Origin of the sequence: Pseudochrobactrum saccharolyticum (assembly GCF_008801715.1) — a bacterium.
In the GTDB taxonomy this organism is placed as follows: domain Bacteria; phylum Pseudomonadota; class Alphaproteobacteria; order Rhizobiales; family Rhizobiaceae; genus Pseudochrobactrum; species Pseudochrobactrum saccharolyticum.
The window spans coordinates 150,952-176,321 of the sequence record NZ_VZPG01000001.1 but is presented as its reverse complement, the minus strand read 5'-3'; the positions used below and the strand labels follow the sequence as shown (position 1 = coordinate 176,321).

The 25,370-nt window shown below is 52.2% G+C and carries 25 protein-coding genes; 18 read left to right on the top strand and 7 right to left on the bottom strand.

What is annotated here, in order from left to right; all coding sequences use genetic code 11:
* Nucleotides 1–268 precede the first annotated feature (268 nt).
* The 8 genes from F7P81_RS00950 (at nt 269) to acpS (ending at nt 8,703) form a co-directional block, all read left to right on the top strand.
* Nucleotides 269–991, top strand: a complete 723-nt coding sequence (locus tag F7P81_RS00950) for a helix-turn-helix domain-containing protein (protein ID WP_028233878.1) — start codon at nt 269–271, stop codon at nt 989–991.
* A 153-nt stretch (nt 992–1,144) separates the two neighbouring features.
* Nucleotides 1,145–2,722 (top strand): peptide ABC transporter substrate-binding protein, encoded by a 1,578-nt coding sequence (locus F7P81_RS00945; RefSeq protein WP_151158098.1) that lies wholly within the window; start codon nt 1,145–1,147, stop codon nt 2,720–2,722.
* Between the two features lie 200 nt (nt 2,723–2,922).
* On the top strand, nt 2,923–4,503 hold the full coding sequence (locus tag F7P81_RS00940) for a cytochrome ubiquinol oxidase subunit I (protein ID WP_151158096.1): 1,581 nt from the start codon (nt 2,923–2,925) through the stop codon (nt 4,501–4,503).
* 21 nt (nt 4,504–4,524) lie between these two features.
* Complete coding sequence (gene cydB / locus F7P81_RS00935) at nt 4,525–5,673, top strand: cytochrome d ubiquinol oxidase subunit II (RefSeq protein ID WP_183956660.1); 1,149 nt, start codon at nt 4,525–4,527, stop codon at nt 5,671–5,673.
* 33 nt (nt 5,674–5,706) lie between these two features.
* Complete coding sequence (gene cydX, locus F7P81_RS17250) at nt 5,707–5,904, top strand: cytochrome bd-I oxidase subunit CydX (protein ID WP_151158092.1); 198 nt, start codon at nt 5,707–5,709, stop codon at nt 5,902–5,904.
* Complete coding sequence (gene hemN, locus F7P81_RS00925) at nt 5,901–7,238, top strand: oxygen-independent coproporphyrinogen III oxidase (protein ID WP_151158090.1); 1,338 nt, start codon at nt 5,901–5,903, stop codon at nt 7,236–7,238. The genes cydX and hemN overlap by 4 nt, the downstream gene beginning before the upstream one ends.
* Before the next feature lie 488 nt (nt 7,239–7,726).
* Nucleotides 7,727–8,308, top strand: a complete 582-nt coding sequence (locus F7P81_RS00920) for a DUF2062 domain-containing protein (protein WP_022711969.1) — start codon at nt 7,727–7,729, stop codon at nt 8,306–8,308.
* Nucleotides 8,305–8,703, top strand: a complete 399-nt coding sequence (acpS, locus tag F7P81_RS00915; RefSeq protein WP_075654593.1) for a holo-ACP synthase — start codon at nt 8,305–8,307, stop codon at nt 8,701–8,703. Before F7P81_RS00920 ends, acpS begins: the two co-directional genes overlap by 4 nt.
* Nucleotides 8,704–8,742: 39 nt before the next feature.
* Here acpS and F7P81_RS00910 read toward each other — a convergent pair whose 3' ends face one another.
* Nucleotides 8,743–9,192, bottom strand: coding sequence for a GNAT family N-acetyltransferase (locus F7P81_RS00910; RefSeq protein WP_151158088.1), 450 nt, complete (start codon nt 9,190–9,192; stop codon nt 8,743–8,745).
* 372 nt (nt 9,193–9,564) lie between these two features.
* Here F7P81_RS00910 and lepB point away from each other — a divergent pair, with 372 nt between their 5' ends.
* The 4 genes from lepB to recO all read left to right on the top strand — a co-directional run bounded on the left by lepB (nt 9,565) and on the right by recO (nt 12,957).
* Nucleotides 9,565–10,350: a signal peptidase I gene (gene lepB / locus F7P81_RS00905; protein WP_121992872.1), complete on the top strand. Its 786-nt coding sequence runs from the start codon at nt 9,565–9,567 to the stop codon at nt 10,348–10,350.
* 54 nt (nt 10,351–10,404) lie between these two features.
* Nucleotides 10,405–11,109, top strand: a complete 705-nt coding sequence (gene rnc, locus F7P81_RS00900; protein ID WP_151158086.1) for a ribonuclease III — start codon at nt 10,405–10,407, stop codon at nt 11,107–11,109.
* Between the two features lie 165 nt (nt 11,110–11,274).
* Nucleotides 11,275–12,219, top strand: coding sequence for a GTPase Era (gene era / locus F7P81_RS00895; RefSeq protein ID WP_022711974.1), 945 nt, complete (start codon nt 11,275–11,277; stop codon nt 12,217–12,219).
* Nucleotides 12,220–12,231: 12 nt separating this feature from the next.
* Nucleotides 12,232–12,957 carry a DNA repair protein RecO gene (gene recO, locus F7P81_RS00890; protein WP_075654596.1) on the top strand — a complete coding sequence of 242 codons (726 nt, stop codon included), beginning with the start codon at nt 12,232–12,234 and terminating at the stop codon, nt 12,955–12,957.
* Here recO and F7P81_RS00885 read toward each other — a convergent pair whose 3' ends face one another.
* Nucleotides 12,958–14,190, bottom strand: coding sequence for an MFS transporter (locus F7P81_RS00885; RefSeq protein ID WP_151158084.1), 1,233 nt, complete (start codon nt 14,188–14,190; stop codon nt 12,958–12,960).
* Between the two features lie 470 nt (nt 14,191–14,660).
* Here F7P81_RS00885 and nadA point away from each other — a divergent pair, with 470 nt between their 5' ends.
* Genes nadA through panB form a run of 5 tightly spaced genes read left to right on the top strand, consistent with a single transcriptional unit; the run spans nt 14,661 to nt 19,903 of the window.
* Entirely contained in the window at nt 14,661–15,737 is a 1,077-nt protein-coding gene (gene nadA, locus F7P81_RS00880; RefSeq protein ID WP_151158082.1) for a quinolinate synthase NadA, read from the top strand.
* 10 nt (nt 15,738–15,747) lie between these two features.
* Nucleotides 15,748–17,313, top strand: a complete 1,566-nt coding sequence (locus F7P81_RS00875; RefSeq protein ID WP_151158080.1) for an L-aspartate oxidase — start codon at nt 15,748–15,750, stop codon at nt 17,311–17,313.
* Entirely contained in the window at nt 17,313–18,176 is an 864-nt protein-coding gene (nadC, locus tag F7P81_RS00870) for a carboxylating nicotinate-nucleotide diphosphorylase (RefSeq protein ID WP_151158078.1), read from the top strand. Before F7P81_RS00875 ends, nadC begins: the two co-directional genes overlap by 1 nt.
* A gap of 37 nt (nt 18,177–18,213) precedes the next feature.
* Nucleotides 18,214–19,071: a pantoate--beta-alanine ligase gene (gene panC / locus F7P81_RS00865; protein ID WP_151158076.1), complete on the top strand. Its 858-nt coding sequence runs from the start codon at nt 18,214–18,216 to the stop codon at nt 19,069–19,071.
* A 22-nt stretch (nt 19,072–19,093) separates the two neighbouring features.
* Nucleotides 19,094–19,903, top strand: a complete 810-nt coding sequence (panB, locus tag F7P81_RS00860; RefSeq protein WP_151158074.1) for a 3-methyl-2-oxobutanoate hydroxymethyltransferase — start codon at nt 19,094–19,096, stop codon at nt 19,901–19,903.
* Between the two features lie 58 nt (nt 19,904–19,961).
* Here panB and F7P81_RS00855 read toward each other — a convergent pair whose 3' ends face one another.
* The 3 genes from F7P81_RS00855 to ygfZ are packed head-to-tail and all read right to left on the bottom strand — an operon-like array spanning nt 19,962 to nt 22,493.
* Nucleotides 19,962–20,966: an NUDIX hydrolase gene (locus tag F7P81_RS00855; protein ID WP_151158072.1), complete on the bottom strand. Its 1,005-nt coding sequence runs from the start codon at nt 20,964–20,966 to the stop codon at nt 19,962–19,964.
* Nucleotides 20,959–21,579, bottom strand: coding sequence for a YfbR-like 5'-deoxynucleotidase (locus tag F7P81_RS00850; RefSeq protein ID WP_151158070.1), 621 nt, complete (start codon nt 21,577–21,579; stop codon nt 20,959–20,961). Before F7P81_RS00850 ends, F7P81_RS00855 begins: the two co-directional genes overlap by 8 nt.
* Complete coding sequence (gene ygfZ, locus F7P81_RS00845; protein ID WP_151158069.1) at nt 21,579–22,493, bottom strand: CAF17-like 4Fe-4S cluster assembly/insertion protein YgfZ; 915 nt, start codon at nt 22,491–22,493, stop codon at nt 21,579–21,581. The genes F7P81_RS00850 and ygfZ overlap by 1 nt, the downstream gene beginning before the upstream one ends.
* A gap of 129 nt (nt 22,494–22,622) precedes the next feature.
* Here ygfZ and F7P81_RS00840 point away from each other — a divergent pair, with 129 nt between their 5' ends.
* Nucleotides 22,623–23,957, top strand: a complete 1,335-nt coding sequence (locus F7P81_RS00840) for a dihydroorotase (protein WP_151158067.1) — start codon at nt 22,623–22,625, stop codon at nt 23,955–23,957.
* Between the two features lie 85 nt (nt 23,958–24,042).
* On the opposite strand, the gene F7P81_RS00835 is transcribed toward F7P81_RS00840, so the two are convergent.
* Both F7P81_RS00835 and F7P81_RS00830 read right to left on the bottom strand, forming a co-directional pair.
* The gene (locus F7P81_RS00835) at nt 24,043–24,849 is read right to left on the bottom strand and encodes a hypothetical protein (protein ID WP_151158065.1); all 807 of its coding nucleotides are present in this window, start codon (nt 24,847–24,849) and stop codon (nt 24,043–24,045) included.
* Between the two features lie 103 nt (nt 24,850–24,952).
* Nucleotides 24,953–25,210 carry a hypothetical protein gene (locus F7P81_RS00830; protein WP_022712213.1) on the bottom strand — a complete coding sequence of 86 codons (258 nt, stop codon included), beginning with the start codon at nt 25,208–25,210 and terminating at the stop codon, nt 24,953–24,955.
* Nucleotides 25,211–25,370: the final 160 nt, after the last annotated feature.

The following is a 25,370-nucleotide window of genomic DNA, read 5'->3' as shown; positions in this document are numbered from 1 at the left end:
CTTCGTGGCATGAACAGCTATCGGCTTGCCTCATTAAATTATTGTTGCACATAAAACCCGTCGGGGTGCCAGAGCATTTAGCGTCCGCGATAATACGACGAATTAAAAAACCAGAGCGTGTCCCGAAAAGTGCGAAGCGGTTTTCGGATAAGATACGCGTTAAAATAAAGAGTTAGAGCGTGTCGCGGAAAAGCGGGCACCGGTTTTCCGATAACGACAAGTGTAAAAACAAGGCATCATCGTGGTTTCAGTTCTTACAGCTCAGACAATGCATAGCCAGCGTCACCGTGACCCGTGCGGAGCCTGCGTTGATTGTGAAGTGCGTAAAATGGCGATCTGTGCCGCTTTGCAGGATGATGCGCTGCATGCGCTGGAGGCAATCATGTCTTCACGCAAGCTTGAAACCGGTGAAATGCTGGTGGAAGAGGGCGCGCCGAAGCTGAAGGTTTTCAGCCTGACTTCCGGTCTGCTACGTTTGTTTACATTGCTGCCGGACGGCCGCCGTCAGATTTCCGGTTTTCTCTATCCGGGCGATTATCTCGGTCTCGCCGATGACGGGACTTATTCCCAGACGGCAGAAGCTGTTGTGCCATCCACATTATGCTGCTTTTCCGTAAATGAGATGGACGAGCTGATGGATCAGCATCCGGCATTGAAAGACCGGCTCTATGTGATGACGCGTGAGGCTTTGCGCCAGTCGCGGGATAATCAGCTGGTGCTCGGGCGTCTTGCACCTGTTGAGAAACTCGCCTCTTTCCTGCTGGTGCTCTCAGCACAGGCGAAACGTGTCGGCCATCCGGACAATCCGGTACATTTGTCGATGAACCGCACGGATATTGCAGATTATCTCGGCCTGACCATTGAAACTGTCAGCCGTTGCTTCACAAAATTGCGCACTCAGGGCCTGATTCATCTGCCGGATGCCAATACGGTGAGCATTCTTTCGCATCGTTCGCTTTCAGCCGTTGCCGGTACTGAATTCAAAAGCTGATCTCTGACAATTTTAAGAATGTGTCCTGCGTTTGCCCCCTAAGGCAGACGCAGCTTTTTGTATTTTATTGGGATTTTCCTGAACCCGCGCTTGCGTAATATCGGTGCGGGATTTTTATTCATGTCTTTATTTTATTGATTGAGGAGGGGCTATATGCGCCGGTCATTATTGATTTCTGGTCTGCTGATCTCTGTGTTCACTACATCTGCCAATGCCGAAATCATTTTAAATCGTGGCAATAATGGTGATCCATCCTCGCTCAATCAGCAACTGACATCAACGGTCGATGAGGCGGCGCTTCTCGCCGATCTTTATCAGGGGCTGGTGATGGAAGATGTCAAAGGCGCAATCATCGCCGGTGTTGCACAATCATGGGAAATGTCACCGGATGGCGTGGGCTATATTTTCCACCTGCGCGATAATGCAAAATGGTCGAATGGTGATCCGGTTACCGCGCAGGATTTTGTCTATTCTTTCCGCCGTATTATGAACCCGCTAACAGCCGCACCCTATGCCAATGTGCTGTTTCCGATCAAAAATGCCGAAGCAATCTCCCGCGGACAGTTGCCGCCTGAGCAATTGGGCGTGGAAGCACCGGATGATTATACGGTGAAGTTCACACTGAAAGCGCCGACGCCCTATTTTCTGCAATTGATGGCACATCACACGGCACTGCCTTTACATCGCAAAAGCGTTGAAAAATACGGCGAAAAATTCACCGCTCCCGGAAATCTGGTGAGCAATGGTGCCTATCAACTGGCCAGTTTTGTGCCGAATGACAAAATCATCATGAAGAAAAATCCCTATTATTATGATGCGGATAAGGTCAAAATTGATGTGGTGAACTGGTTGCCTTTTGAAGACCGCTCCAGTTGTATGCGCCGGTTTGAAGCGAAAGAGGTACAGGTCTGTGCCGATGTGCCTGCCGAGCAGATGGATTATGTGCGCAAGAGATTTGGCACTCAGTTGCGCATTGCCCCGCAATTGGGCAGCTATTTTCTCGATATAAAGGGGGAAGACGGCAGCCCGCTGAAAGATGCCCGTGTGCGCCGCGCTATTTCGATGGTGATCGACCGCGATTTTATGGCCAGAGAAGTCTGGCGCGGGACAATGCTGCCATCCTATTCTTTAGTGCCGCCGGAAATTGATAATTATATCAGCGGCGGGGTAAGTCAGGATTATGCCAATCAGGATATTCTCGACCGTGAAGATAAAGCGAAAGAACTCCTGAAAGAGGCAGGTATCAAGCCGGACAGTCTGACGGTTGAGCTGCTTTATAATACATCCGAGAACCATAAAAATGTCCTGGCTGCCATTGCGGATATGCTGAAAAATATCGGCATCAGGGCAAAGCTGAATGAAATGGAAGGCACGACCTATTTCAATTATCTGCGCGAAGGCGGAAAATTTGATCTGGCAAGGGATGGCTGGGTCGGGGATTACAGTGATCCGCAAAGCTTTTTGTTTCTCTATAAAAGTGACAGTAGTTTCAATTATGGAAAATGGTTCAATAAAACCTATGACGCTTTGCTGGAGAAGGCCTCGGTGACAACCGATCTCAGAGCGCGTGCGGTGATGCTGGCCGATGCTGAGCGCCTGTTGCTTCAGGAGCAGGTTGTCATTCCGCTGTTTACCTATGCGTCACGGGCGCTGGTTTCAGATCAGCTGGAAGGCTGGCACGATAATCTGAGGAATGTCCACGCCACACAATGGCTGTCGCTGAAGCCATAGGCACAGATAAATTTTGAGCAAAGGGCGGGGCATTTCCCCGCCCTTTTTTGTTTTACAGCCATTGATCCAGATCAATGCGCTTTTTCACACCTTTGTTACACCAGCGATAAGGGAGGACGATCCGTTTGCAGAAAACGGATCCGGCAAGCTGCTTTCCCGTTGCGGAGCGGCGGTTATCCGAATGATAAAAGGCTGGAAGTATGATTGACTTTACTGTCGTTGATCTGTCGCGATTGCAGTTCGCTGCAACGGCGATGTATCATTTTATTTTTGTCCCCCTGACGCTCGGCCTCTCATTATTGATGGCGATTATGGAGAGCGTTTACGTCATGACCGGTCGCGACATCTGGCGTCGCATGACCATGTTCTGGGGTGTTTTGTTCGGCATTAACTTTGCCATGGGCGTCGCCACAGGGATCGTGATGGAGTTTCAGTTCGGTATGAACTGGAGCTATTACAGCCATTATGTCGGCGATATTTTTGGTGCGCCGCTGGCTATTGAAGGCTTGATGGCCTTCTTCCTTGAAGCCACATTTATCGGCCTGTTCTTTTTTGGCTGGGCGCGTCTGTCGCGCGTGGCGCATCTCACCGTCACATGGCTGATGGCGCTTGGCGCCAATTTCTCCGCATTGTGGATTCTGATTGCCAATGGCTGGATGCAAAATCCGGTCGGCGCGGTTTTCAATCCTGATACAATGCGTATGGAAGTCACAGATTTTATGGCTGTGCTGTTCAATCCGGTTGCACAGGCAAAATTCGTGCACACGGTGAGTGCCGGTTATGTGACCGGTGCCATGTTCATCATCGCAATCAGCAGTATCTATCTGCTGCGCGGTAAGCATGTGGAACTGGCAAAGCGTTCTGTGACCGTTGCCGCTTCTTTCGGTCTGGCTGCTGCTCTCTCGGTCGTCGTGCTGGGTGACGAAAGCGGCTATGTGGCCACCGAACAGCAGAAGATGAAAATCGCTGCGATGGAAGCCATGTGGGAAACAGAACCTGCACCGGCCGGTTTTAACCTGTTCGCCATTCCGGGTGACGGCAAAAACAGCTACGAAGTGCACATTCCTTATGTTCTCGGCCTCATTACCACCCGCAGCCTGACAACGGAATTGCCGGGCATTCACGATCTGGTGGATATGGCTGAAAAGCGTATTGAGAATGGTATCAAGGCTTTTGTTGAGCTGGATCATATCCGTACCAATCCGAATGATGCTGAAGCCCGTGAAGCTTTTAAGGCCAACTGGCATGATCTCGGCTATGGCCTGCTGCTGAAGCGCTATCGCGATGATATTCAGAACGCCACACCTGAAGAAATCCGTAAGGCTGCGGAAGATACAATTCCGAGTGTCGGCACTTTGTTCTGGTCGTTCCGTGTCATGGTGGCGCTGGGCTTCTATTTCATCGCCTTTTTTGCAATTGCCTTTGTTCTGGCGAGCAGACATCGCATCAATGAACATACCAATCATGCGCTGCTTAAAATCGCTGTGTTCTCACTGCCTTTGCCGTGGATTGCGATTGAAGCAGGCTGGATCGTTGCGGAATATGGCCGTCAACCTTGGGCGATTGAGGGCGTGCTGCCGACATTCTATGCGGCTTCCAATCTCACTATGACTGATCTGGTCATCAGTCTTGGTTTCTTCCTGACCGTCTACACCACTTTGTTATGCATCATGATCTGGCTGATGGTTCGTACCGTTAAAGCCGGACCAAAAGAACCGGTACGCCCTGATGTCGATATGGCACAAGATGCGACCATCCTGAATATGCAGAACAACGGTTAATCAGGCGAAAGGAGCAAGATAATGACAAATATTCCTTTAGATTATGAAACAATGCGCCTGATCTGGTGGTTGCTGCTCGGTGTTCTGCTGATCGGTTTCGCGATCATGGACGGTTTTGATCTTGGCATAGGCACTCTGCTGCCTTTCGCGGCTAAAACCGATGAAGAGCGCCGTATGCTGGTCAATCTGATCGGCCCGACATGGGAGGGCAATCAGGTTTGGCTGATCCTCGGCGGCGGCGCGATTTTCGCTGCATGGCCTGCACTTTATGCGGTGTCCTTCTCTGGCTTTTATCTGGCGATGATTGCCATTTTGCTGGCGCTGATCCTGCGTCCTGTTGGTTTCAAATTCCGCAGCAAGGTAGAAAATACCGCATGGCGTTCAACTTGGGACTGGGCACTGTTTATCGGTGGTTTCGTACCGGCGCTGATCTTCGGTGTTGCTGTTGGTAATGTTCTGCTCGGTGTGCCGTTCCGTTTCGATAATGCGATGCGCATTTATTATGACGGCAATTTCTTCGGCCTGCTGACACCTTTTGCACTGCTATGCGGTCTGGTCAGCCTGACCATGCTGGTAGCTCATGGTGCGACAGTGATTGTTGCCCGTGTTCCGGGTGTAGTTGGGGAGCGTGCACGCAGCTTCGGCAAAATCGCAGCGCTGCTCAGCGTGGTTCTGTTTGCGCTTGCCGGTGTGTGGCTGGCCTTTGGTATCAATGGTTATGTCGTGACATCTGTTCAGGATGTTGCGGGGCCGTCCAATCCGATGCTGAAAACCGTAACAACCGGTTCCGGTGTCTGGCTGGAAAACTATACCAAACATAGCTGGATGCTGATTGCGCCTGTGCTCGGCTTTGCCGGTATGGCTCTGAGCTTTATCGCGCTGCATTGCCGCAAAGGTACGCTGGCTTTCTTGTGCAGCAGTGCCGGTATTTTCGGGATCATCAGCACAGCGGGCGTGTCACTGTTTCCGTTCCTGCTGCCAAGCTCGGTCATGCCAAATGCAAGCCTGACAGTGTGGGACGCATCGTCCAGCCATCTGACTTTGTTCATCATGCTCATCGCGACAGTGATCTTTCTGCCGCTCATTCTTCTCTATACCAGCTGGGTCTATAGCGTGATGCGCGGCCCGATTACTAAAGACAGTGTCGATAATACGCCTAATGCTTACTAACCCTTTGAAGAGTAAAGAAAAAGGAACAATGAAATGTGGTACTTTTCCTGGATCCTTGGATTGGGACTGGCCTCTTCCTTCGCAATTTTCAATGCCATGTGGTTTGAATTGCGCAATGACGTGCTGGTGCGCGCCCCGGCGATTACGCCGGAAATGAAGAAAATGCCGGTTACGCCGGAAATGAAACTGAACGAACAGGCAGCTGTTGCCGGTAAAGGACAAAAAGTATGACGGAGATTGCGGCAAGACATTATGCTTCTCTTGCCGTACCCCGCTATACATCTTATCCGACTGCCGCGGATTTCTCTCCGGCAGTCGGGAAAGATCAGTATGAGGCGTGGTTACGGCGTTTGAGACAGGGGGAACCGGTTTCTCTCTATCTTCACGTGCCTTATTGCCGTGACCTTTGCCACTATTGCGGCTGTCACGCCAAGATCGCGCGGCGTGATACTGTGATTGAGGCTTATGCCGATATACTGATCCGCGAAATTCGCCAAGCGGGGCAATATCTGACTGAACGCCCGAAAGCCGTGCATCTGCACTGGGGTGGCGGCACACCAAGCATTTTGGGCGGTGAGGGCATTGCCCGTATCACGCAGGTGCTGCGTGAGCAGTTCGATTTTGCGGATGATATGGAACATGCCATCGAGCTTGATCCGCGCAAAGTTGACAAGAAACTGTGCCGTGATCTGGCGCAGGTTGGTGTCAACCGTGCCAGCCTTGGCGTGCAGGATCTTAATGCGGATGTGCAGCAGGCCATTGGCCGTGTGCAGCCGATTGAGCAGGTTGAATCCGCTGTCAACTCGCTATGGCAGGTTGGCATAACCAGCCTGAATTTTGATCTTATCTACGGCCTGCCTTTGCAAACGGTCGCTACATTGCGTGAGACTTGCAAACGTGTGGCGGCATTCCGTCCGAGCCGTATTGCCTGTTACGGTTATGCGCATCTGCCTGCGCGCCGTGCCAATCAGCGGTTGATTGATACCAGCCTGTTGCCCGATGCCGATGCCCGTTTTGAGCAAGCGCAAATCGTCGGTGAGACATTTATGGCTATGGGTTATGAGCCGGTTGGCATTGATCATTATGCCCTGCCGTCTGATGCATTGGCTGTGGCCGCAAAGGCCGGACAATTGCGCCGCAACTTTCAGGGCTATACGGATGATGACTGCCCGACACTGCTCGGTTTCGGCGCGTCGTCTATCTCGCAGTTCCGCGAAGGATACACGCAGAATGTTGCCGATATCGGTCAGTATAAAGCTGCGGTGCTGTCAGAACGGGCACCTGTAACGCGCGGCTATGCATTTAACGATTCTGACCGCTTGCGGGCGAAGATCATTGAAAAACTGATGTGCGATTTCCGTGTCGATCTGAATGATATCGCAGCAGGTGTGAATTTTTCTGATGAACTCGCATTACTGCGTCCGCTGGCTGCCGATGGTATCGTCACAGTGCAGGGTTCAGTGATTGTGATGGCGCCGGAACATCATTCGCTGGTGAGGCTCGTCGCAGCAGTATTTGATGAGTTCCGTAAGGAATGTGCACATAGTTTTAGTATGGCCATATAAAACCGGCCGGGTTTCAGCATGGTCATCTGATTTTGGCCATGGAAAGAGCTTCGCATTAGCCGCGGGGGCGCGGGCAGATGCGGAGAGGGCAGAGACTGCAGGCTGAAGGGGTAAGCTTCAGCGCGGATTTTGCCTGCAAGAGGCATCGCCTGATCTGCCACGGGGGCGCGGCGGATCAGTGCGATGCTTTTTTGTACTCAAAAGCAGTGCAAATTATATGTAAACCTGTCTGATATTATTGGAAAAACTACATTTTCGCGGAACATATAACCCCGTCTCAAGACGCATTATTCAGGCGGCATACTACCTCTTGCCGCATTGCTGCTGTGCTTTCCTCATGCGATAACTATTTGAACTGTTAAAAAAGTCTTAATTCTCGTATAATTGAGATAGCTTCACGGGAGTTTCCCGCCTATGAAGCGAAGCAGTTATGTCTGTGCATCAATGCAGATATACTCAGATTTAGTTAAGGATGGTGGCAGAAAGTCATGTTGTTCAGACGCAGAGAACCCTTGAGTTACAGGGAGCGCCTTCGCACGATGATCTGGCCGCGCCGTTCTTTCTCGCGCTCAATGCGCTATATGGGCAAGCGGATCACCCGTATTACTGCCAGCCCGCATGCTGTTGCGGCAGGTCTGGCCGTCGGTGTTTTTGCGGCTTTTACCCCGTTCTTCGGTTTTCATCTCATTCTTGCGATTGTTCTCGCTTACCTCATTGCCGGTAATATTGCTGCCGCTGCGATTGGTACGGCACTGGCAAATCCGCTGACAATTCCGTTTATCTGGGGCGGCACCTATGAAGTCGGCCGGATGATCGTTGATGAAAACGGTCAGGCACAGGCATTACCGCTGACCCGAATTCTGGAAAGCGAAATTTTCAAGCAGATGAGTTTTGCTGAACTGTGGCAGCCGATTTTGAAGCCGATGCTGTTCGGTTCGCTGGTGCTTGGTCTTGGCTGTGCGCTGGCTGTTTATGTGGCAACGCGCTGGGCAACGATCAGCTATCGTCATAAGCGTCTGCAGCGTATTTCATTAAAGAAAAATCTGGCAGAGCAGGGCGCTTCCCGATGATTATTGGTATCGGCAGTGATCTGATTGATATCCGCCGCATTGAAAAAACACTTGAACGCCACGGCAGCCGCTTTACGGAGCGGGTGTTTACGGAACGCGAGCGTGCCAAGGCTGCAAGCCGCAAACGCCAGGCGGATACCTATGCCAAGCGTTTTGCCGCCAAGGAGGCCTGTTCCAAAGCTCTGGGTACCGGTCTTTCTCACGGTGTTTTCTGGCGGGACATGGAAGTGATTAACCTCCCCTCCGGCAAGCCGACGATGCACCTCACCAATGGCGCTGAAGTTCGCCTGCAATCCATGATGCCGGAAGGAATGAAACCTGTTGTGCATCTGAGCATTACGGATGAATATCCGATGGCGCAGGCCTTTGTGATTATTGAAGCCGTACCGGCTTAAAAGCAGCGCCCGCTTGATAGATACGGGCGCTTTCACACATCACAGCATTTTGCGATATTGAATGAAGCCGGATTTATCGGCAACGCGGTCATAGAGCACCATCGCATCCGTATTGGTCTCATGGGTTAGCCAATAGACGCGTGAGCAGTCTGCTTCCGCTGCAGCTTGATAAACATGCTCAATCAGTGCACGGCCAAGGCCTTTGCCGCGAACATTCGGATTAACGTAGAGATCCTGCAAATAGCAGTAACCGCCTGTCGACCATGTGGAGCGGTGGCGGATATAATGTACAAAACCGGTAATTTTACCGTCAATAATTGCCAGCGCACCATTCATAGGTTCATTCGCATCCAGCAATCTTTGCCAGCTTAAATCGGTAACGTTGTCGGCAATGGTGGTCTTATAAAAATCCTGATAGGCTTTCCATAAAGGCAGCCATGCCGCTTTATCCTGTGCTGTGAAGAGACGGATTTCCACTGGCTGAGACATGATTATGTTTATTCCCCTGCGTTTTATGCAACGTCCGATCGTCGTTTTATAACGGCATTCGGGCGCTGATTTATGAACATTACGCCAAAGAATACATCATGTCTGTTTGGTGATAACCAGAGCGATAGAGCCGGTAAATGCAATAATTTGAACAATTTTCAGGCTCAAAGCTGTCGGCATTTCAGTCGTGAATCGCAAACGAAAATATCAAGAGCCGGTATGGGCTTTTTTACTCAAAAACCGGCATAGGATGCGGGTTTTATGCAACGCAAGCGGGGCGCAGTCCTTTGAGTTGCGAGTTCCTGATTGCTTCATGGCTTTGTAGAGGTTAAGAGTCGCACAATAAACGCGCAGAAGCGGAGAAAACCCAGCTTGTCTAACAAGAATGAAGTGAAAAAGTCCGGCGGTGTTGGTGAACTCGTCAGTATTATTGTGCAGGCTTTGCTGCTGGCACTTGTGATCCGTACCTTGCTGTTTCAGCCATTCAGCATTCCGTCCGGCTCGATGCGTCCGACGCTTCTGGAAGGTGATTATCTGTTCGTTTCCAAATATGCCTATGGCTATTCGAAATATTCCCTGCCGCTGTCACCGGATCTGTTTGAAGGCCGCATCTGGGGTGCTGAGCCGAAGCGCGGTGATGTTGTTGTATTCAAGCTGCCAAGCGATACCAATATTGATTATATCAAACGCGTAATCGGCTTACCTGGCGACAAGATTCAGGTACGCGACAGCGTTGTTTATATCAATGATGTGGCAGTGCAGCGCGAGAAGGTTGGCGAGATTGCCAATCCTGATGTGACCGATGAAAACCGTCCGATTGAAGTTTATCGCGAGACATTGCCGAATGGCATTTCTTACGAAACGCTGGATGTGAATCCGAATGCTATGGGTGACAATACGCGTGTATTCGAGGTACCAGCCGGTCATTATTTCATGATGGGTGACAATCGCGATAACTCGCTGGATAGCCGCTATTCTGTAGGCTATGTGCCTTATGAAAATCTTGTTGGCCGTGCCAATGTGATCTTCTTCTCCATTTCCGGAAAATACAGCCCGCTGGAACTGTGGCGCTGGCCAACCAATCTGCGGTTTGACCGCTTGCTGAACTGGGTCGGTGCAACGGAAGATCCAAAATCCGTTGTAACGACAAATAACTGATGTGTGTTTTGACGAAATTAAACAGCAATAAAGCTGCCGGTCAGGAGCCTGATAATGGTTTCTGATCGCCAGCGTATAAAAATACTGGAAGAAAAAACCGGTCATAGCTTTGTCGATCATGCGCGCCTTGAGCGCGCATTGACGCATTCCAGTGCGCGGCCGCAATCCGGCTCCAATTATGAGCGGCTGGAATTTCTTGGTGATCGTGTTCTCGGACTGATTATTGCGGAAATGCTGTTTGCGGCTTTTCCCGATGCGCCGGAAGGTGAATTGTCCGTGCGCCTGAATGCGCTGGTCAGTGCTGAAGGCTGTGCGTCCGTTGCCGATGAAATCGGTCTGGGTGATCTGATCGAAACCGGTTCCGACATCAAAAGCCTCAATGACAAGCGCCTTCTGAATGTGCGCGCCGATGTGATTGAAGCACTGATTGCAACTATCTATCTGGATGGTGGTTTGGAAGCTGCACGTGGTTTTGTGCTCAAATATTGGGAGCCACGCTCTAAAGTGAGCGATGCGGCGCGCCGTGATGCCAAAACTGAGTTGCAGGAATGGGCGCATCAGCAGGGCAAACAGCAGGGCAAGTTGCAACCTGTTTACCGTATTGTCAGCCGCACTGGTCCCGACCATGAGCCTGTCTTTGTGGTGGAAGTAGCAATTTCCGGTTTTCAGCCGGCAACCGGAACAGGACGTTCCAAACGTATTGCCGAGCAGGATGCCGCTGAAAATCTGCTGCACCGCCAAGGTGTCTGGCAGAAATAACTGATCTTATAAAGTTTCCGTATTTGCGCTAAACTTAAGCATATCCCGAAAAGTGGAAACCGGTTTTCGGAATAAGATGTGCGCTAAACTTAAATAGAGCTCGTTAAACCTGCGCAGGTTCTTCAGAGCATTTCCGATACAGCGCTTGGCTTAAAAGAGATAAAAATGACTGAAATCAACCATCCGCAGGGTGACAGCGCAACCACAGCAGAAGCACAGACCCGTTCGGGTTTCGTGACGCTGATTGGTGCGCCGAATGCGGGCAAATCCACTTTGGTGAACCGTCTGGTTGGCACTAAAGTGTCGATTGTGACCCATAAGGTACAGACCACCCGTGCTCTGGTGCGTGGCATTATCACTGAAGATCAGACACAGATCGTGCTGGTTGACACACCGGGTATCTTCAAGCCGAAGCGCCGTCTTGACCGCGCTATGGTCACAACCGCTTGGGGCGGTGCCCGTGATGCCGATCTGGTGCTGATCCTGCTTGATGCACAGGGCGGTCTGAATGAATCCGCTGAGGCTTTGCTGGCCAGTGTTGAAAACACGCATCAGAAGAAAATTCTGATCCTCAACAAAGTTGATCGTGTTGACCCGCCAAAGCTGCTGGAACTGGCACAGGCCGCCAATGAGAAAGTGAAGTTTGAAAGCACTTTCATGATCTCGGCGCTGAATGGTTCGGGCTGTAAAGATCTGCTGAAATATCTGGTTGCCCAAATGCCTTACGGCCCATGGTATTATCCGGAAGATCAGATTTCCGATATGCCGATGCGCCAGCTGGCAGCGGAAGTAACCCGTGAGAAGCTCTATCTGCGCCTGCATGAGGAACTGCCTTATTCCTCAACGGTAGAAACCGAAAAGTGGGAAGAGCGCAAAGACGGTTCGGTGCGTATCGAACAGGTTGTTTATGTTGAGCGCGACAGCCAGAAGAAAATTGTTCTCGGCCATAAAGGCGAGACGATTAAGGCGATTGGTCAGGCATCCCGCAAGGAAATGTCTGCTATTCTCGAGCAGCCGGTTCATCTGTTCCTGTTCGTGAAAGTGCGTGACAACTGGGGCAATGACCCTGAGCGTTACCGTGAAATGGGTCTGGAATTCCCGAATTCCTGAGGATAGCTGATTATGGAGTGGCGCGACGAGGGCATCATTCTCGGCACAAGACGGCATGGCGAGAGCAGTGCCATTGTGGAGGTGATGACCCGTGCCCATGGCCGCCATATGGGTGTGGTGCGCGGCGGCCGCTCCAAGCGTATGCAGCCGATGTTGCAGGTCGGTAATCATGTTTCGCTACATTGGTGGGCGCGGCTCGATGAGCATCTGGGTTCTTACCAGATCGAGCCTTTGAGCTTTTCCGCAGCGCGGCTGATTGATTTGCCGGTGGCGCTGTTTGCTATTCAGCTCGCGGCAGCGCATTTGCGTTTGCTGCCGGAGCGTGATCCGCACGAAAATCTCTATGAGACATTGCAGCTCTTGCTGGAGCATTGTGACACGCCGGTTGCTGCCGGTGAGCTGCTGTTGCGTTTTGAACTGATGTTGCTGGAAGAGTTAGGTTTCGGCCTTGATCTCAAAAGCTGTGCCGCAACCGGCGGTACCACTGATCTGATTTATGTCTCGCCGAAAAGCGGACGAGCCGTGTCCCGCGATGCCGGTGCACCTTGGGCAGACCGGCTTCTGGCGATGCCGGAATTTGTCTGCAATTCCCGTGTCAGAGCCGAGACTGTGCCGGATATTTGTACGGCGTTTAAACTGACCGGCTTTTTCTTTACCCGTCATGTGTGGGAGCCGCGCGGGCAGCAACAGCCGGAGTCGCGCTCCGGCTTTATTTCTGCTTTAAATCGGGCCGCTTAATCAGGCTGCTGCGAGTACAGGGCGTTGTACTGCTGTTTCACGGATCGGCAGATGGATAAGCGCCGCAAACAATCCGAGAATAATGCTGAGCCACCACACCGCATCATAGCTGTTGTAAATCTGGTAGAGCGTGCCGCCCAGCCAGACACCAATGAATGAGCCAATCTGGTGCGAGAAGAACACCATGCCGCCCAGCAGGCCGAGATGGCGTGTGCCGAACATGGTGGCGACAAGACCATTGGTCGGCGGTACGGTTGAGAGCCAGAGCAGCCCCATAATGGCCGAGAAGATCAGCACACTGGTGCCGGACTGCGGCAGCAGGATAAAACCGGCGACGAGTATTGAGCGCAACAGATAGATCAGCGCCAGCATTTTCGGTTTGGAATGGGTCTGGCCGAGGAAACCTGCACCAAGTGATCCGATAATGTTGAAGAAACCGATCAGCGCGAGCCCCCAGACCGCATAATGCTTATCCACGCCGATATCGGAAATATAGGCCGGAAAATGGGTGGTGATGAAAGCCACCTGAAAGCCGCAAACAAAGAAACCGGCAGTCAGAAACAGATAGCTTTTGTGGCTCAATGCTTCTTTGAGCGCTTCGGCAACAGTTTGCTTGGCACTCGTGTCCGGCATCCGTGCATTAGAGGCATTGCCGCGCAGCGGGATGGCAAGTAATGGCACCAGCAGCATAGCAACACCAAGCCAGACCAGCGCATCCGACCAGCCGAAACGCTCAATCAGCCCGAGCGAAATCGGTGCAAAAGCAAACATACCCGCAGAACCGGCAGCAGTGCCCAGACCAAAGACCAGACTGCGCTGCTGTGCGCTGACGTGACGGGCAAAGGCCGAGAGAATAATCCCGTAAGAGCCGGCGGCAACACCAAGGCCAACCAGCACGCCGCCACCGATATGCAGGGCAATCGGGGCATCCGCATGTGCCATCAACAGCAGGCCGGAAGCATAAAAAATGCCGGACATCAGCAAGACGCGCCATGAACCGTATTTATCGGCAATCATACCAAAGATTGGCTGACCGGCACCCCAGAACAGGTTTTGCAATGCCATAGCCAGACCATAGGTGCTGCGATCCCAGCCCTTGTCCCCGATGATCGGCAGCTGGAAAAAACCCATGGCCGAGCGCGGGCCAAAGGTCAGAAAGGTGATGAGACAACCGGCTATAATGATCAGCCAGGGCATGGAAGGGCTTCGATAGTCTTGCGAGCGAGTGGACATGCTGTGCGTTCTTTCAGCGATAATGCCGGTAAATCTATTGTGTAATAGCGATTACATTATTTTTTTTACGCTTGAAAGAGGCTTAAGTGAGAATGCTTCGTCCGCTTGTCTTATTGATTGATTTTGCTGTGTTTTCAAAATTTCTGGTGATTGGGTTTTGCGCTGTCCGAATAAGTTGATGATTAATTTTACTCACTTTGAGCAAAATAATTTCTTGTCATGAAACTGTAATAAGCATAAAGATTCGCGCCACGGTATTGAGCAGTTTCAGGAAAAGTGTTTACGCCTTCGCGGGGAAATCAATTCGCCGGATTGATTTCTAATCCCGCTTCGATCCGTCCGAAACTGCGTCTAGGAAATGACCGTCTTTTTCTTTCTGATTATTATGCTCTAATTGAGTATAAATATCAAAGAGACGGTTAAGGGGAAAATGGAGAGGGCAGCTTTAATGCTGCTTTATGAGGCAGATTATGACCACAGCCACCACCAAAGAGAACCTGAATAAAGGTGAAATCCGCAGCGCGGCAGAACGTTTCGGTATTTTGGAAATGCCGTCTCTGGACTATACACCGGAGATCGCTGCAGAAACCGAGCATCTCTATCAGCGCGTGGCGCATCATATTCCGCGCATCGAATGGCCTGCTTATGCGCCTTATGTGGCGGCGATTAATCGTATCAAAAAACAACGCAACGCCGTTATCCTTGCCCATAATTATCAGACACCGGAAATTTTCCATTGTGTGGCGGATATTGTCGGCGACAGCTTGCAGCTGGCGCGCGAGGCTGCCCGTGTCGATGCCGATATTATCGTGCAGTGCGGCGTGCATTTCATGGCGGAAACTTCAAAATTGCTCAGCCCTGAAAAGATCGTGCTGATACCGGATATGAAGGCAGGCTGTTCGCTGGCGGAATCCATCACCGGTGCGGACGTACGTCTGCTGCGTGAAACCTATCCGGGCGTGCCGATTGTCACCTATGTCAACACTTCTGCTGATGTGAAGGCCGAGAGCGATATTTGCTGCACCTCTGCCAATGCTGTGCAGGTGGTGGAGAGCTTCGGTGTTGACCGCGTGCTCTGCATTCCTGATGAATTTCTGGCGCAGAATGTTGCGGCTCAGACTTCCGTGAAAGTGCTGACATGGAAAGGCCGTTGCGAGGTGCATGAGCGCTTTACGGCAGAGGAACTGCTGGCGTACCGCGCTGCTGATCCGTCGGTGCAGATTGTCGCCCATCCGGAATGCCCGCCTGAAGTGGTGGCTGTGGCTGATTTTGCCGGTTCCACCAAAGGTATGATTGACTATGTGCGCGATAATCGTCCGGCCAAGGTGATGCTGGTAACCGAATGCTCGATGGCCTCCAATATTGCTGCGGAAGTGCCGGAGGTGGAATTCGTCAAACCGTGCAATCTCTGCCCGCATATGAAGCGGATTACTCTGCCGAAAATTCTCGAGACGCTGGTGAATATGAGCGGCGAGGTTTTTGTCGATGCAACAATGGCTGTCAAAGCGCGGCAGGCTGTTGAACGTATGATCAATCTGAAAAACTGACGGCGTGACGATGAGCGCGAAACCCAATCAGATTATACCCAGTCAGATTATCATTGTCGGCGGCGGGTTGGCAGGGCTGTTTTGCGCCCTGCAGCTCAGCCCTTTGCCGGTCACGGTGATAGCGGCCGCTCCTATCGGGCAGGGCGCGTCTTCCGCATGGGCACAGGCCGGTATTGCTGCGGCTGTGTCATCCGATGATACAGTGGAAAGCCATGTAACCGATACGCTGATCGCCGGTGACGGTATTGTGGATGAGGATGTCATTCGCATGATGGCCTCTTCGGCCTCTGATCGTGTGCATGATCTTCTCGAACTCGGTGTGCCGTTTGATCGCGATTTGGCCGGTCATTTGCAAGTATCGCGCGAGGCGGCACATAGTCATAACCGTATCGTGCGCGTGCGTGGTGATATGGCTGGCCGTGCGATCATGCAGGCACTGGTTGCCAAAGTGCGGGAAACACCATCCATCACGCTGATCGAAAATGCTTCGGCCTATCAGCTGATTTCTGATGCAGCTGGTATCAGCGGGCTGGCTATTCGCCGGACAGATGGCTCAGACCAGATTTTGCCTGCACGTCAGGTGGTAATTGCCAGTGGCGGTATCGGTCATCTCTATCAGGTGACCACCAATCCGGCTGAGGCCAGCGGTTCCGGTATCGGTATGGCGGCACAGGCCGGTGCGCTTTTGGCGGATATGGAATTTGTGCAGTTTCACCCGACAGCGCTGGATGTGAAGGCTGATCCGGCACCGTTGGCAACAGAGGCGCTGCGTGGTCACGGCGCGCATCTCGTCAATAAAGCCGGTGAACGCTTTATGCTGCGCCACGATCCGGCTGCGGAAATGGCCCCGCGCGATGTGGTCGCACGCGGTATTTATGAAGAGGTGATGAGCGGTCGCGGTGCTTATCTCGATTGCACCAAGGCAATCGGTGAGAGTTTTGCGCAGGAATTCCCGACTGTTTATGCCTATTGTCAGGCGGTCGGTATCGATCCGGCGCATGATCTCATCCCCGTTGTGCCCGCCGCACATTACTTTATGGGCGGTATTCTCACGGACATGGATGGCCGCACGACGGTTAAAGGCCTGTGGGCTTGTGGTGAGGCGGCTTCTACCGGCGCACATGGTGCCAATCGCTTGGCATCAAATTCTCTGCTTGAGGCAGTGGTGTTTGGCGCGCGGGTAGCTGAGGCGATCAGGCAAGTGCCGCAGGAGGAATGTGCATCGCAATCCGTTGTGCAGGTTCTGCCTGCTGCAAATAAAAAGGATTGCACTGAGGCCATGCAGCAATTACGGGCGGTGATGAGCCGCAGCTTCGGCGTTATCCGCAGGCAGGATCAGATGCTACAGGGGCTGCAACAAATCCGGCAACTGGCACAGGATAATCATGATCCGCTATTCGCCAACTGTTTGGCGACTGCCGAAGTTTTGGCCGTATCGGCTTTGGCTCGCAAGGAAAGCCGTGGCGGTCATTATCGCAGCGACTATCCTGAAAGCTCGGTCATCTGGCAACATCGCTCGATGATGACTTTGCAAGATGCCCAAGAGACTTATCAAAAATTAGCGGAAACTGCCTGATGAAAACTGCTTATCCTTCTGTTCTGCCGCGTCCGCTGGTTGAAGAGGCTGTGCGCAATGCCTTGCTCGAAGATCTGGGACGTGCCGGAGATATTACCAGCCATGCCACGATTGCTCCTGAAAAACAGGCAACAGCAATACTGACCAGCCGTGAGGATGGTGTCCTTGCCGGTCTGGATTTTGTGCGTGCTGCTTTCGCACAGATTGATCCGTCTTTGGAGGTTTCGGTCGCTGTCACAGATGCAACCCGCATCAAAGCCGGACAGGAAATTGCCCGTATCAGCGGCAATGCCCGATCCATTTTGTCGGCTGAACGTGTGGCGCTCAATTATCTGATGGTTCTGTCCGGCATTGCGACTTACACGGCACGTTTCGCGGACAAGATTGCCCATACACAGGCGAAAATCTGTGATACGCGCAAAACCATGCCCGGTATGCGCTCATTTGCCAAATATGCGGTGCGATGCGGCGGCGGTGCCAATCACCGTTTCGGTCTTGATGATGCGGTGCTGATTAAAGATAACCACATTGCCGTTGCCGGTGGTGTTAAACAGGCGATTGAAGCCGCCCGCAGCTTTGTCGGACATCTGGTGAAGATCGAAGTTGAGGTTGATACACTGGAACAGATGGCAGAGGCGCTCTCGGTGCAGGCCGATGTGATTCTTCTTGATAATATGCCGCCGGAAACCCTTGTTAAGGCTGTAGAAATTAATGCCGGACGCGCAAAACTTGAGGCGTCGGGCAATATTAATTTCGATACGGTGAAAGCCGTTGCCGAGACGGGTGTCGACTATATCTCAACCTCGAAAATCACAATGTCTGCACCGACGCTTGATGTCGGGCTGGATATTGTTGTTGAATGATGAGACAGAGCCGTTACGATTATCGGGAAATGAGCATATGCAGCTGATACGCACGATTTCAGATTTACGGGCGGCTCTTAAGATTGAGCGCAGTCGTGGCAAGAGTATCGGCTTTGTGCCGACGATGGGCTATCTGCATATCGGCCATCTCACATTGGTGAAAAACAGCCAACAGCATTGTGATGTGTCTGTGGTATCGATATTCGTCAATCCCACGCAATTCGCGCCCAATGAAGATCTGGCACAATATCCGCGTGATCTGCCTCGTGATCTGAAATTGCTCGAAGAGCAGGGCTGTGATTATGTTTTCGCGCCGGATGTGAATGAGATGTATCCGGATGGCAGCGGCAAAACATCGATCTATGTCGATGCGGGAGAGCTTTCTTCTATTCTGATGGGAGCATTACGTCCGCATCATTTCCGTGGTGTGGCAACGGTCGTGAGCAAGCTGTTTAATATTGTGCAGCCGGATAAGGCTTTCTTCGGCGAGAAAGACTACCAACAGCTCGCTGTTATCAAACGTATGGTGACTGATCTCAATCAGCCGGTGGATGTAATCGGTGTGCCGACCGTACGTGAACCGGATGGGCTGGCCTGTTCATCGCGCAACAGTCTTTTGAGTGCTGAAGACCGTGCCGCTGCTGTTATCCTGCCGCAGGCGATGCAACTGGCTCAAGTCTTGGTGGATCAGGGCGAGCGTTCGGTTGCGTCATTGCGCCAAGCTGTTGTCAATAAATTGCAGCAGGAACCGCGCGGTGAGATCGAGGCCGTGGATATCCGCGATGCAGAAACACTGGCTGAAACAGCGGAGCAGCTCACCGCACCGGCAGTGTTGCTGCTGACTGTGCGTTTTGGCAAAACCCGCCTGATTGACCAGCATGTGCTGCGCTTTTAATTTGTAATCAAAGGAAACGGCCATGAGTGTTCAGAAACAAATCCGCCGTATTACCGTGCCGGAAATCCGCGCCCGCAAAGGCGGTGTGCCGCTGGTATCACTCACGGCTTATCATGCCCATACGGCTGCGATTGTTGATCGCTATGCGGATTTTATGCTGGTGGGTGACAGTGTTGGCATGGTGATGCATGGCATGGATTCAACCATCGGTGTGTCTCTGGAAATGATGATTATGCACGGGCAGGCGGTCATGCGTGGCTCATCCCGTGCGCTGGTCGTGGTGGATATGCCTTTCGGCTCCTATGAGGAAAGCCCGCAAATCGCCTTTCGCAATGCTGCGCGGATCATGGCGGAAACCGGCTGTGGTGCGGTCAAGCTTGAGGGCGGCGTGCAGATGGCTGAGACGATCAGCTTTCTGACCAAACGCGGCATTCCGGTGCTGGCGCATATCGGTCTTACTCCGCAGGCCGTGCATGTGATGGGCGGTTATAAAGTACAGGGGCGCGATCAGGCGCTGTGGGATTTGATCAAGCAGGATGCGCAGGCGGTTGCCAATGCTGGTGCATTCGGTATTGTGCTGGAAGGTATTGTCGAGCCGCTGGCGCGTGAAATTACCGTGCAGGTTGCTGTGCCGACCATTGGTATCGGCGCATCGGCGGAGTGCGACGGGCAAATTCTGGTGCTGGAAGATATGCTTGGCCTCAACGACAAGCCTGCCAAATTTGTCCGCCAATATGGTGCCATTGGTGCAGCTATTGACGAGGCTGTGAAAGCCTATGCAGAAGATGTGAAAAGCCACAGCTTTCCTGATGAGCGGCATATCTATCGCTAGAGCATTTCCAGCAAAAGTGCGTAGCGGTTTTGCGTAGGATAATGCGAAATACCAAAATTTATCTTTGCGACAGCGTTACCTTTAAGCCCGGCGCAGGGCGCTCTTCCAGAACCGCACGGCGGAAGCGGTAGAGCGCAGCTGGTCTTCCGCGTTGCTGGCTGAGACTGGCACCGGTCGGCTCTACCAGTTCGGCATTTTCCACCAGACGACGGAAATTCTGTTTATGCAGATGTCGGCCGGAGATCGCTTCAACAGTTTCCTGCAAGGCTGTGAGGGTGAAACAATCGGGCATCAGCTCAAAGATTACCGGACGGTATTTCAGCTTGGCACGCAGGCGGGCAATTGCGGTTGCGAGAATGCGGCGATGGTCGAACACCATGGCTTTGCCGGTATGGCGTTGCAATTCGTCCAGCTGTGCGCTCGGGCTGACTGTGCCGTCAATGGTTGCCTCCCGCACCAGACCGGCCTCATAAAGCAGCTCATAGCGTTCCAGCACGCGCTCTTCATCCCATTGGATACCATCGGTGCCAAAGGCAAGACGCAAACGTGTCAGGCGTGGTAGCTGATGTAGATCATAGGCCGGATGGCTGCGCTTGTCGCTCTGTGCCCATTCACGCAAGGCGGGAATGATGAGCTGGTCGATGAGTGGCGGTTTGCCGCTGCGCCAGTCTTCCCAAGGCAGAAAATCATACCAATATTGCCAGTCATTTTCCGGCTGCTCGCCATTCTGACGTGTCAGTGCCAGATAGCCGACAGAAATCACATGGGTATCATCGGTCGGCATGGCAGATTTGGCACGGCCACGGTCGCCGAATGTATAAAGTTGCTCTACATAGCCGAGGCGCAAGGCCGTTTGCGCTTCAACCCATAGCCGCAAACCCATTTCTAATGTGCGGTGTTTCAGCGGATCAAACCGCCCGTAAGGCAGCGAAAGCGCGGCAGATACTTCATGGGCTGCGGGCATTTCATGGTCGTCAGAGCAGAGAATAACCGGACGGTTATTGCTGATTGTAACAACTGCAGCACTCAAACCCACCTCAACGACAGCGGAAACATCAGCCATGAATTTGTGTCTCCAATGCGTTGAATCGGTTGATAAAAGCCTGTTCTATCTCTGCGGTTGGCCTTGGTGATAAATCAAAGTGACCGGCATGAAAACCGCGCGGACGACCAAAAAACTCTGCAGCTTCTGCCGTGCTGAAACCGGCCAGTTCTGTTGCTTCAAAATAAGCGGAAACAATGTCAGCTTTCTTAATCGCTTTTTTTAAAACTGCAGGCACGGTCGCGGGTAAAGAAAAGCGCAGATGAATGGCTGTTTCCAGTCGCGCTTCAATCTGTTTATAGGCACCGCCCATCACCGCCTTGAAGGGCGAGATCATATCGCCGATCACATATTCCGGTGCATCATGCAGTAAGGCCAGCAGCTGATGCTGCAAAGGAGCATCAGGATTTTGCTCACGGAAAATCTGTTCCACCAGCAGCGAATGCTGCGCTACAGAATAGGCGTGATCACCACGGGTCTGGCCGTTCCAGCGGGCAACACGCGCCAGCCCATGGGCAATATCACTGATTTCAATATCCAGCGGTGATGGATCAAGCAAATCCAGCCTGCGGCCTGACAACATACGCTGCCATGCCCGAACCGGTTTTGTTTTGGCACCGCCGGATACTGCCATCAGTCTGCCGCTCCTTCAGGGAAGGTGAATTTAGCATAGGCAGGAATTGTCAGGCTGACCTCTGTTTCACCGGCGAGCAGCGGAATGTTTTTATCCATTGCGTCTTTAACGCGGTCGATGCGAACCAGTGCGAGTGCATTGCTGCCATTGACACTGCGCAAGGTTCCGACTTCTTTGCCACCGGCAGTAATCGGTGTGTCCGATGCGGGCAGATCGGCCTGCGCCGTCACCTGCAAAATCCGGCGTCGTGCAGTGCCGCGATGTTGCATGCGGGACACGACTTCCTGTCCGACGAAGCAGCCCTTCTTGAAGGATACACCGCTGAATTGCTCGAAATTAATATCATGCGGGAAAACATCATTCATGATGAAATCGGCACCGCCTTCGGCAATACCATAGTGAATACGCAAAGCTGCCCATGCATCGCGATCAGATTGCGTGGCGGGGGAGGCGCTGCCGCTCTCAGCATAATGACGCAGGACATTCGCTTCTTCAGGGAAGCGCTCATCGCGCACGGCCTGATAGCTCTCAAGGCTAATTGAATCACTTTCTGAACTGCCTGAATCAGTTTTCCAGCTAATTCTGATAATTGATTCATTTAAAACGATAATTTCCGCTTTGGCACGCAGCCGATAAAGCGTGAGACGTTTGGAAAAAACCTCTGCCACATCCTTCGCAATATCAATGCGGAAGCCGTCTTCAACGCGTGAGATCAGAAAATCGAACTGGATTTTACCTTGCGGGCTCAGCAGCGCCGAAGCGCGCAGGATGCCGGTTTCAAGGGAGGTCAGATCAGCTGTGAAAATGGATTGCAGAAATGTTTCCGCATCGGGACCACGCACGAGAATCTGTGTGCGGTCGTCGAGATTTCCGGTTGGTCCGGTAAACAGAGTTAAAGGTTCTGTCGTTGTCATATCAACTTTCCGGTTTATAAAGCAGTGCAGATGCAAATATCTTGATATTCATCGCTTTGTTACGTAAGCCGCATTGCGAGTAATCGCAAGTCAGGAACAGCGAGTTATCGCAAGACAGGAGAGCCGCGAATGACCACAACATTCGATACGATTTTCAAAGGTGCAACGGTAGTCAATCATGACGGCAGTGCCGTTCGTGATATCGGCGTTAAAAACGGTCGCATTACCGCTATCGGTTCCCTGTCAGAGAATGCCGCAGGCGAGGTTATCAACTGCACCGGCCTGCATATTTTGCCGGGCGTTGTGGACAGTCAGGTGCACTTCCGTGAGCCGGGTCTCGAGCATAAAGAAGATTTGCAGACCGGTTCGCTTGCAGCTGTACTTGGCGGCGTGACCTCTGTTTTCGAAATGCCGAATACCAAGCCGTTGACCACTTCACCGGAAGCGTTGGCTGATAAGGTAAAGCGCGGCACACATCGTATGCATTGCGATTTCGCATTCTGGGTTGGCGGCACACGTGACAATGCTAAAGATGTGCCTGAGTTGGAGCGCCTGCCGGGCGCTGCGGGTATCAAAGTGTTTATGGGCTCTTCAACCGGTGATCTGCTGGTGGAGGATGATGAAGGCGTTGCATCCATTCTGCGCAATACACGCCGCCGCGCAGCTTTCCACTCGGAAGATGAATTCCGCCTGCGTGAGCGCGAAGGTCTGCGTGTTGAAAATGATCCGTCCAGCCATCCGGTCTGGCGCGATGAGATTGCAGCACTGACCTGCACCCAGCGTCTGGTGCGCATTGCCCGCGAAACCGGCGCGCGCATTCATGTACTGCATATTTCGACTGCGGAAGAAATTGAATTCCTGAAAGACTACAAAGATGTGGCCACCTGTGAGGCGACCCCGCATCACCTGACACTGTCTTCGGAAGATTATAAAACACTCGGCAATCTCATTCAGATGAACCCGCCGGTACGCGATGCACGTCACCGCGATGGTATCTGGCAAGGTATCGGGCAGGGCGTTGTCGATGTTCTCGGCTCCGACCATGCACCGCATACGCTGGAAGAAAAGCAGAAGCCTTATCCGGCATCGCCATCGGGCATGACAGGTGTGCAGACACTGGTTCCTATCATGCTCGATCATGTGAATGCCGGTCGCCTGTCACTGGAACGCTTTGTTGATTTGTCATCACATGGCCCGAACCGCATTTTCGGCATGTCCCGTAAGGGTCGCATTGCAGTCGGTTATGATGCGGATCTGACGATTGTTGATATGAAGCGTAGCGTAACTATTACTCACGAGCAGGCTGGCTCCAAGGCTGGCTGGACACCATATCACGGCAAGACAGTCACTGGCTGGCCGGTTGGCACTATCGTGCGCGGTCATAAAGTGATGTGGGAAGGCGAGATCGTTAATCCTGCACTCGGTGAACCGGTAGAGTTTATCGAAGCGCTCCCAAGAAATTAACGGGAGCGGCTTTGCCGAGAAATTGCATTAAGAAATAAAAAGCCGCCTGAAAAGGCGGCTTTTTTAATAAGACTATATGAGCCGTTCAGTCGCCGGCTACAAAAAACTTCCATGAGCCATCCGGCGTAATGCCGAGACGGTAGAAAATATAGGCACCGACGCCCTTCATTTCTTCAAAATCACCGGCAGTTACAATCTGATACAGCTCAACCATCTGCCGGTCGTCCAGCTTGTCCAGCGGGTAGGCGAAGAAATACGGCCAGACATAAACTTCATTCGGTGTACCGGCATCGAGATGCGCATAGCCGGATTCGAGAAGATCTACGAGAATAGCCAGCAATTCCTGACCATTACTGTCACCGGAAAGGCTTTTGAGAAATTCCAGTGGTGTACCGTCATATTCACCGAGCGAAAGCATCGGGCTGGCTTCGCCGCCGTCACCGAGCAATGGTTTCAGCGCGTCAATCTTTCCGGCTTTGGCAATATCGAGAATTTTCTTGCGGGTGTCCTGCACAGCCTGCGGAAGCTTTGAATAGTCATAGGAGACTTCCGGAATCTTACCTTCCGGCGAAACATGCGGACGGGTAATATCGCGCTCCGGGCTGCCGTTTTCGGAGGCTGCGCCGGATTCAGGCGCTCTGTAGGTTTCAGTCGGTACCTGACGCAACGGTCCTGGCAAAGGCACCTGCGCCGGATTAACCTCTTCGCCATCTTCACCGGCAGGTGTTTCGCTCAATGCTAAAATTTGTGGTTTTCCGCTCAGTGTTCCGGCGGAGGCCGATACTGAGACTGATGCGGCAATCATGGCCAGAGCCAGACCGGAGAGGAAAGACGTGCTCAGAAATTTGTCTGAGCTGAGCTTGCTCGGCCAGTGGCGGGATGAAAGCAACATCAGAAACTCCGGAAGATAAATATATATTCAAAATAAATGTTTACGGCATCCAATAGCACAAATTATGACGGATGCCGACTGTGCTCGCGAAATTACTGCAAAATTACTGCAAAATACGGTTGGGCAGAAACTCACCGGCAATGATCTGTTCGCGCAATTTATCGAGCAGGCCAAGTGCCGCATCTTCGCCCGTGCTGCGCAGAAGTTCGGTCAGTGCATTGGCAAAAGCAGCCTCTGCGAGAATTTCCGGTTCAATGCCTTCTGAAATCCCGTCAGCCCAGGCTTCATGCTGATATTCGATCGCCGCCTGTTTTTTCTCATGGGCAATCAATTCATCGAGGTCTGTCGGAGCATGATTCATTAAAATATCACCTTGGCTTTATGCCGTTGGACACTGCATCGCAGAAGACGGACAGGACTTAGCTAAAGAAAGTGCTGTCATAGAGCCATTCAGAGCAGAAACGACTATCTGAAGACCGTTTCTTACACCATCAGCCGACGCATCACCATCAATAATTTAA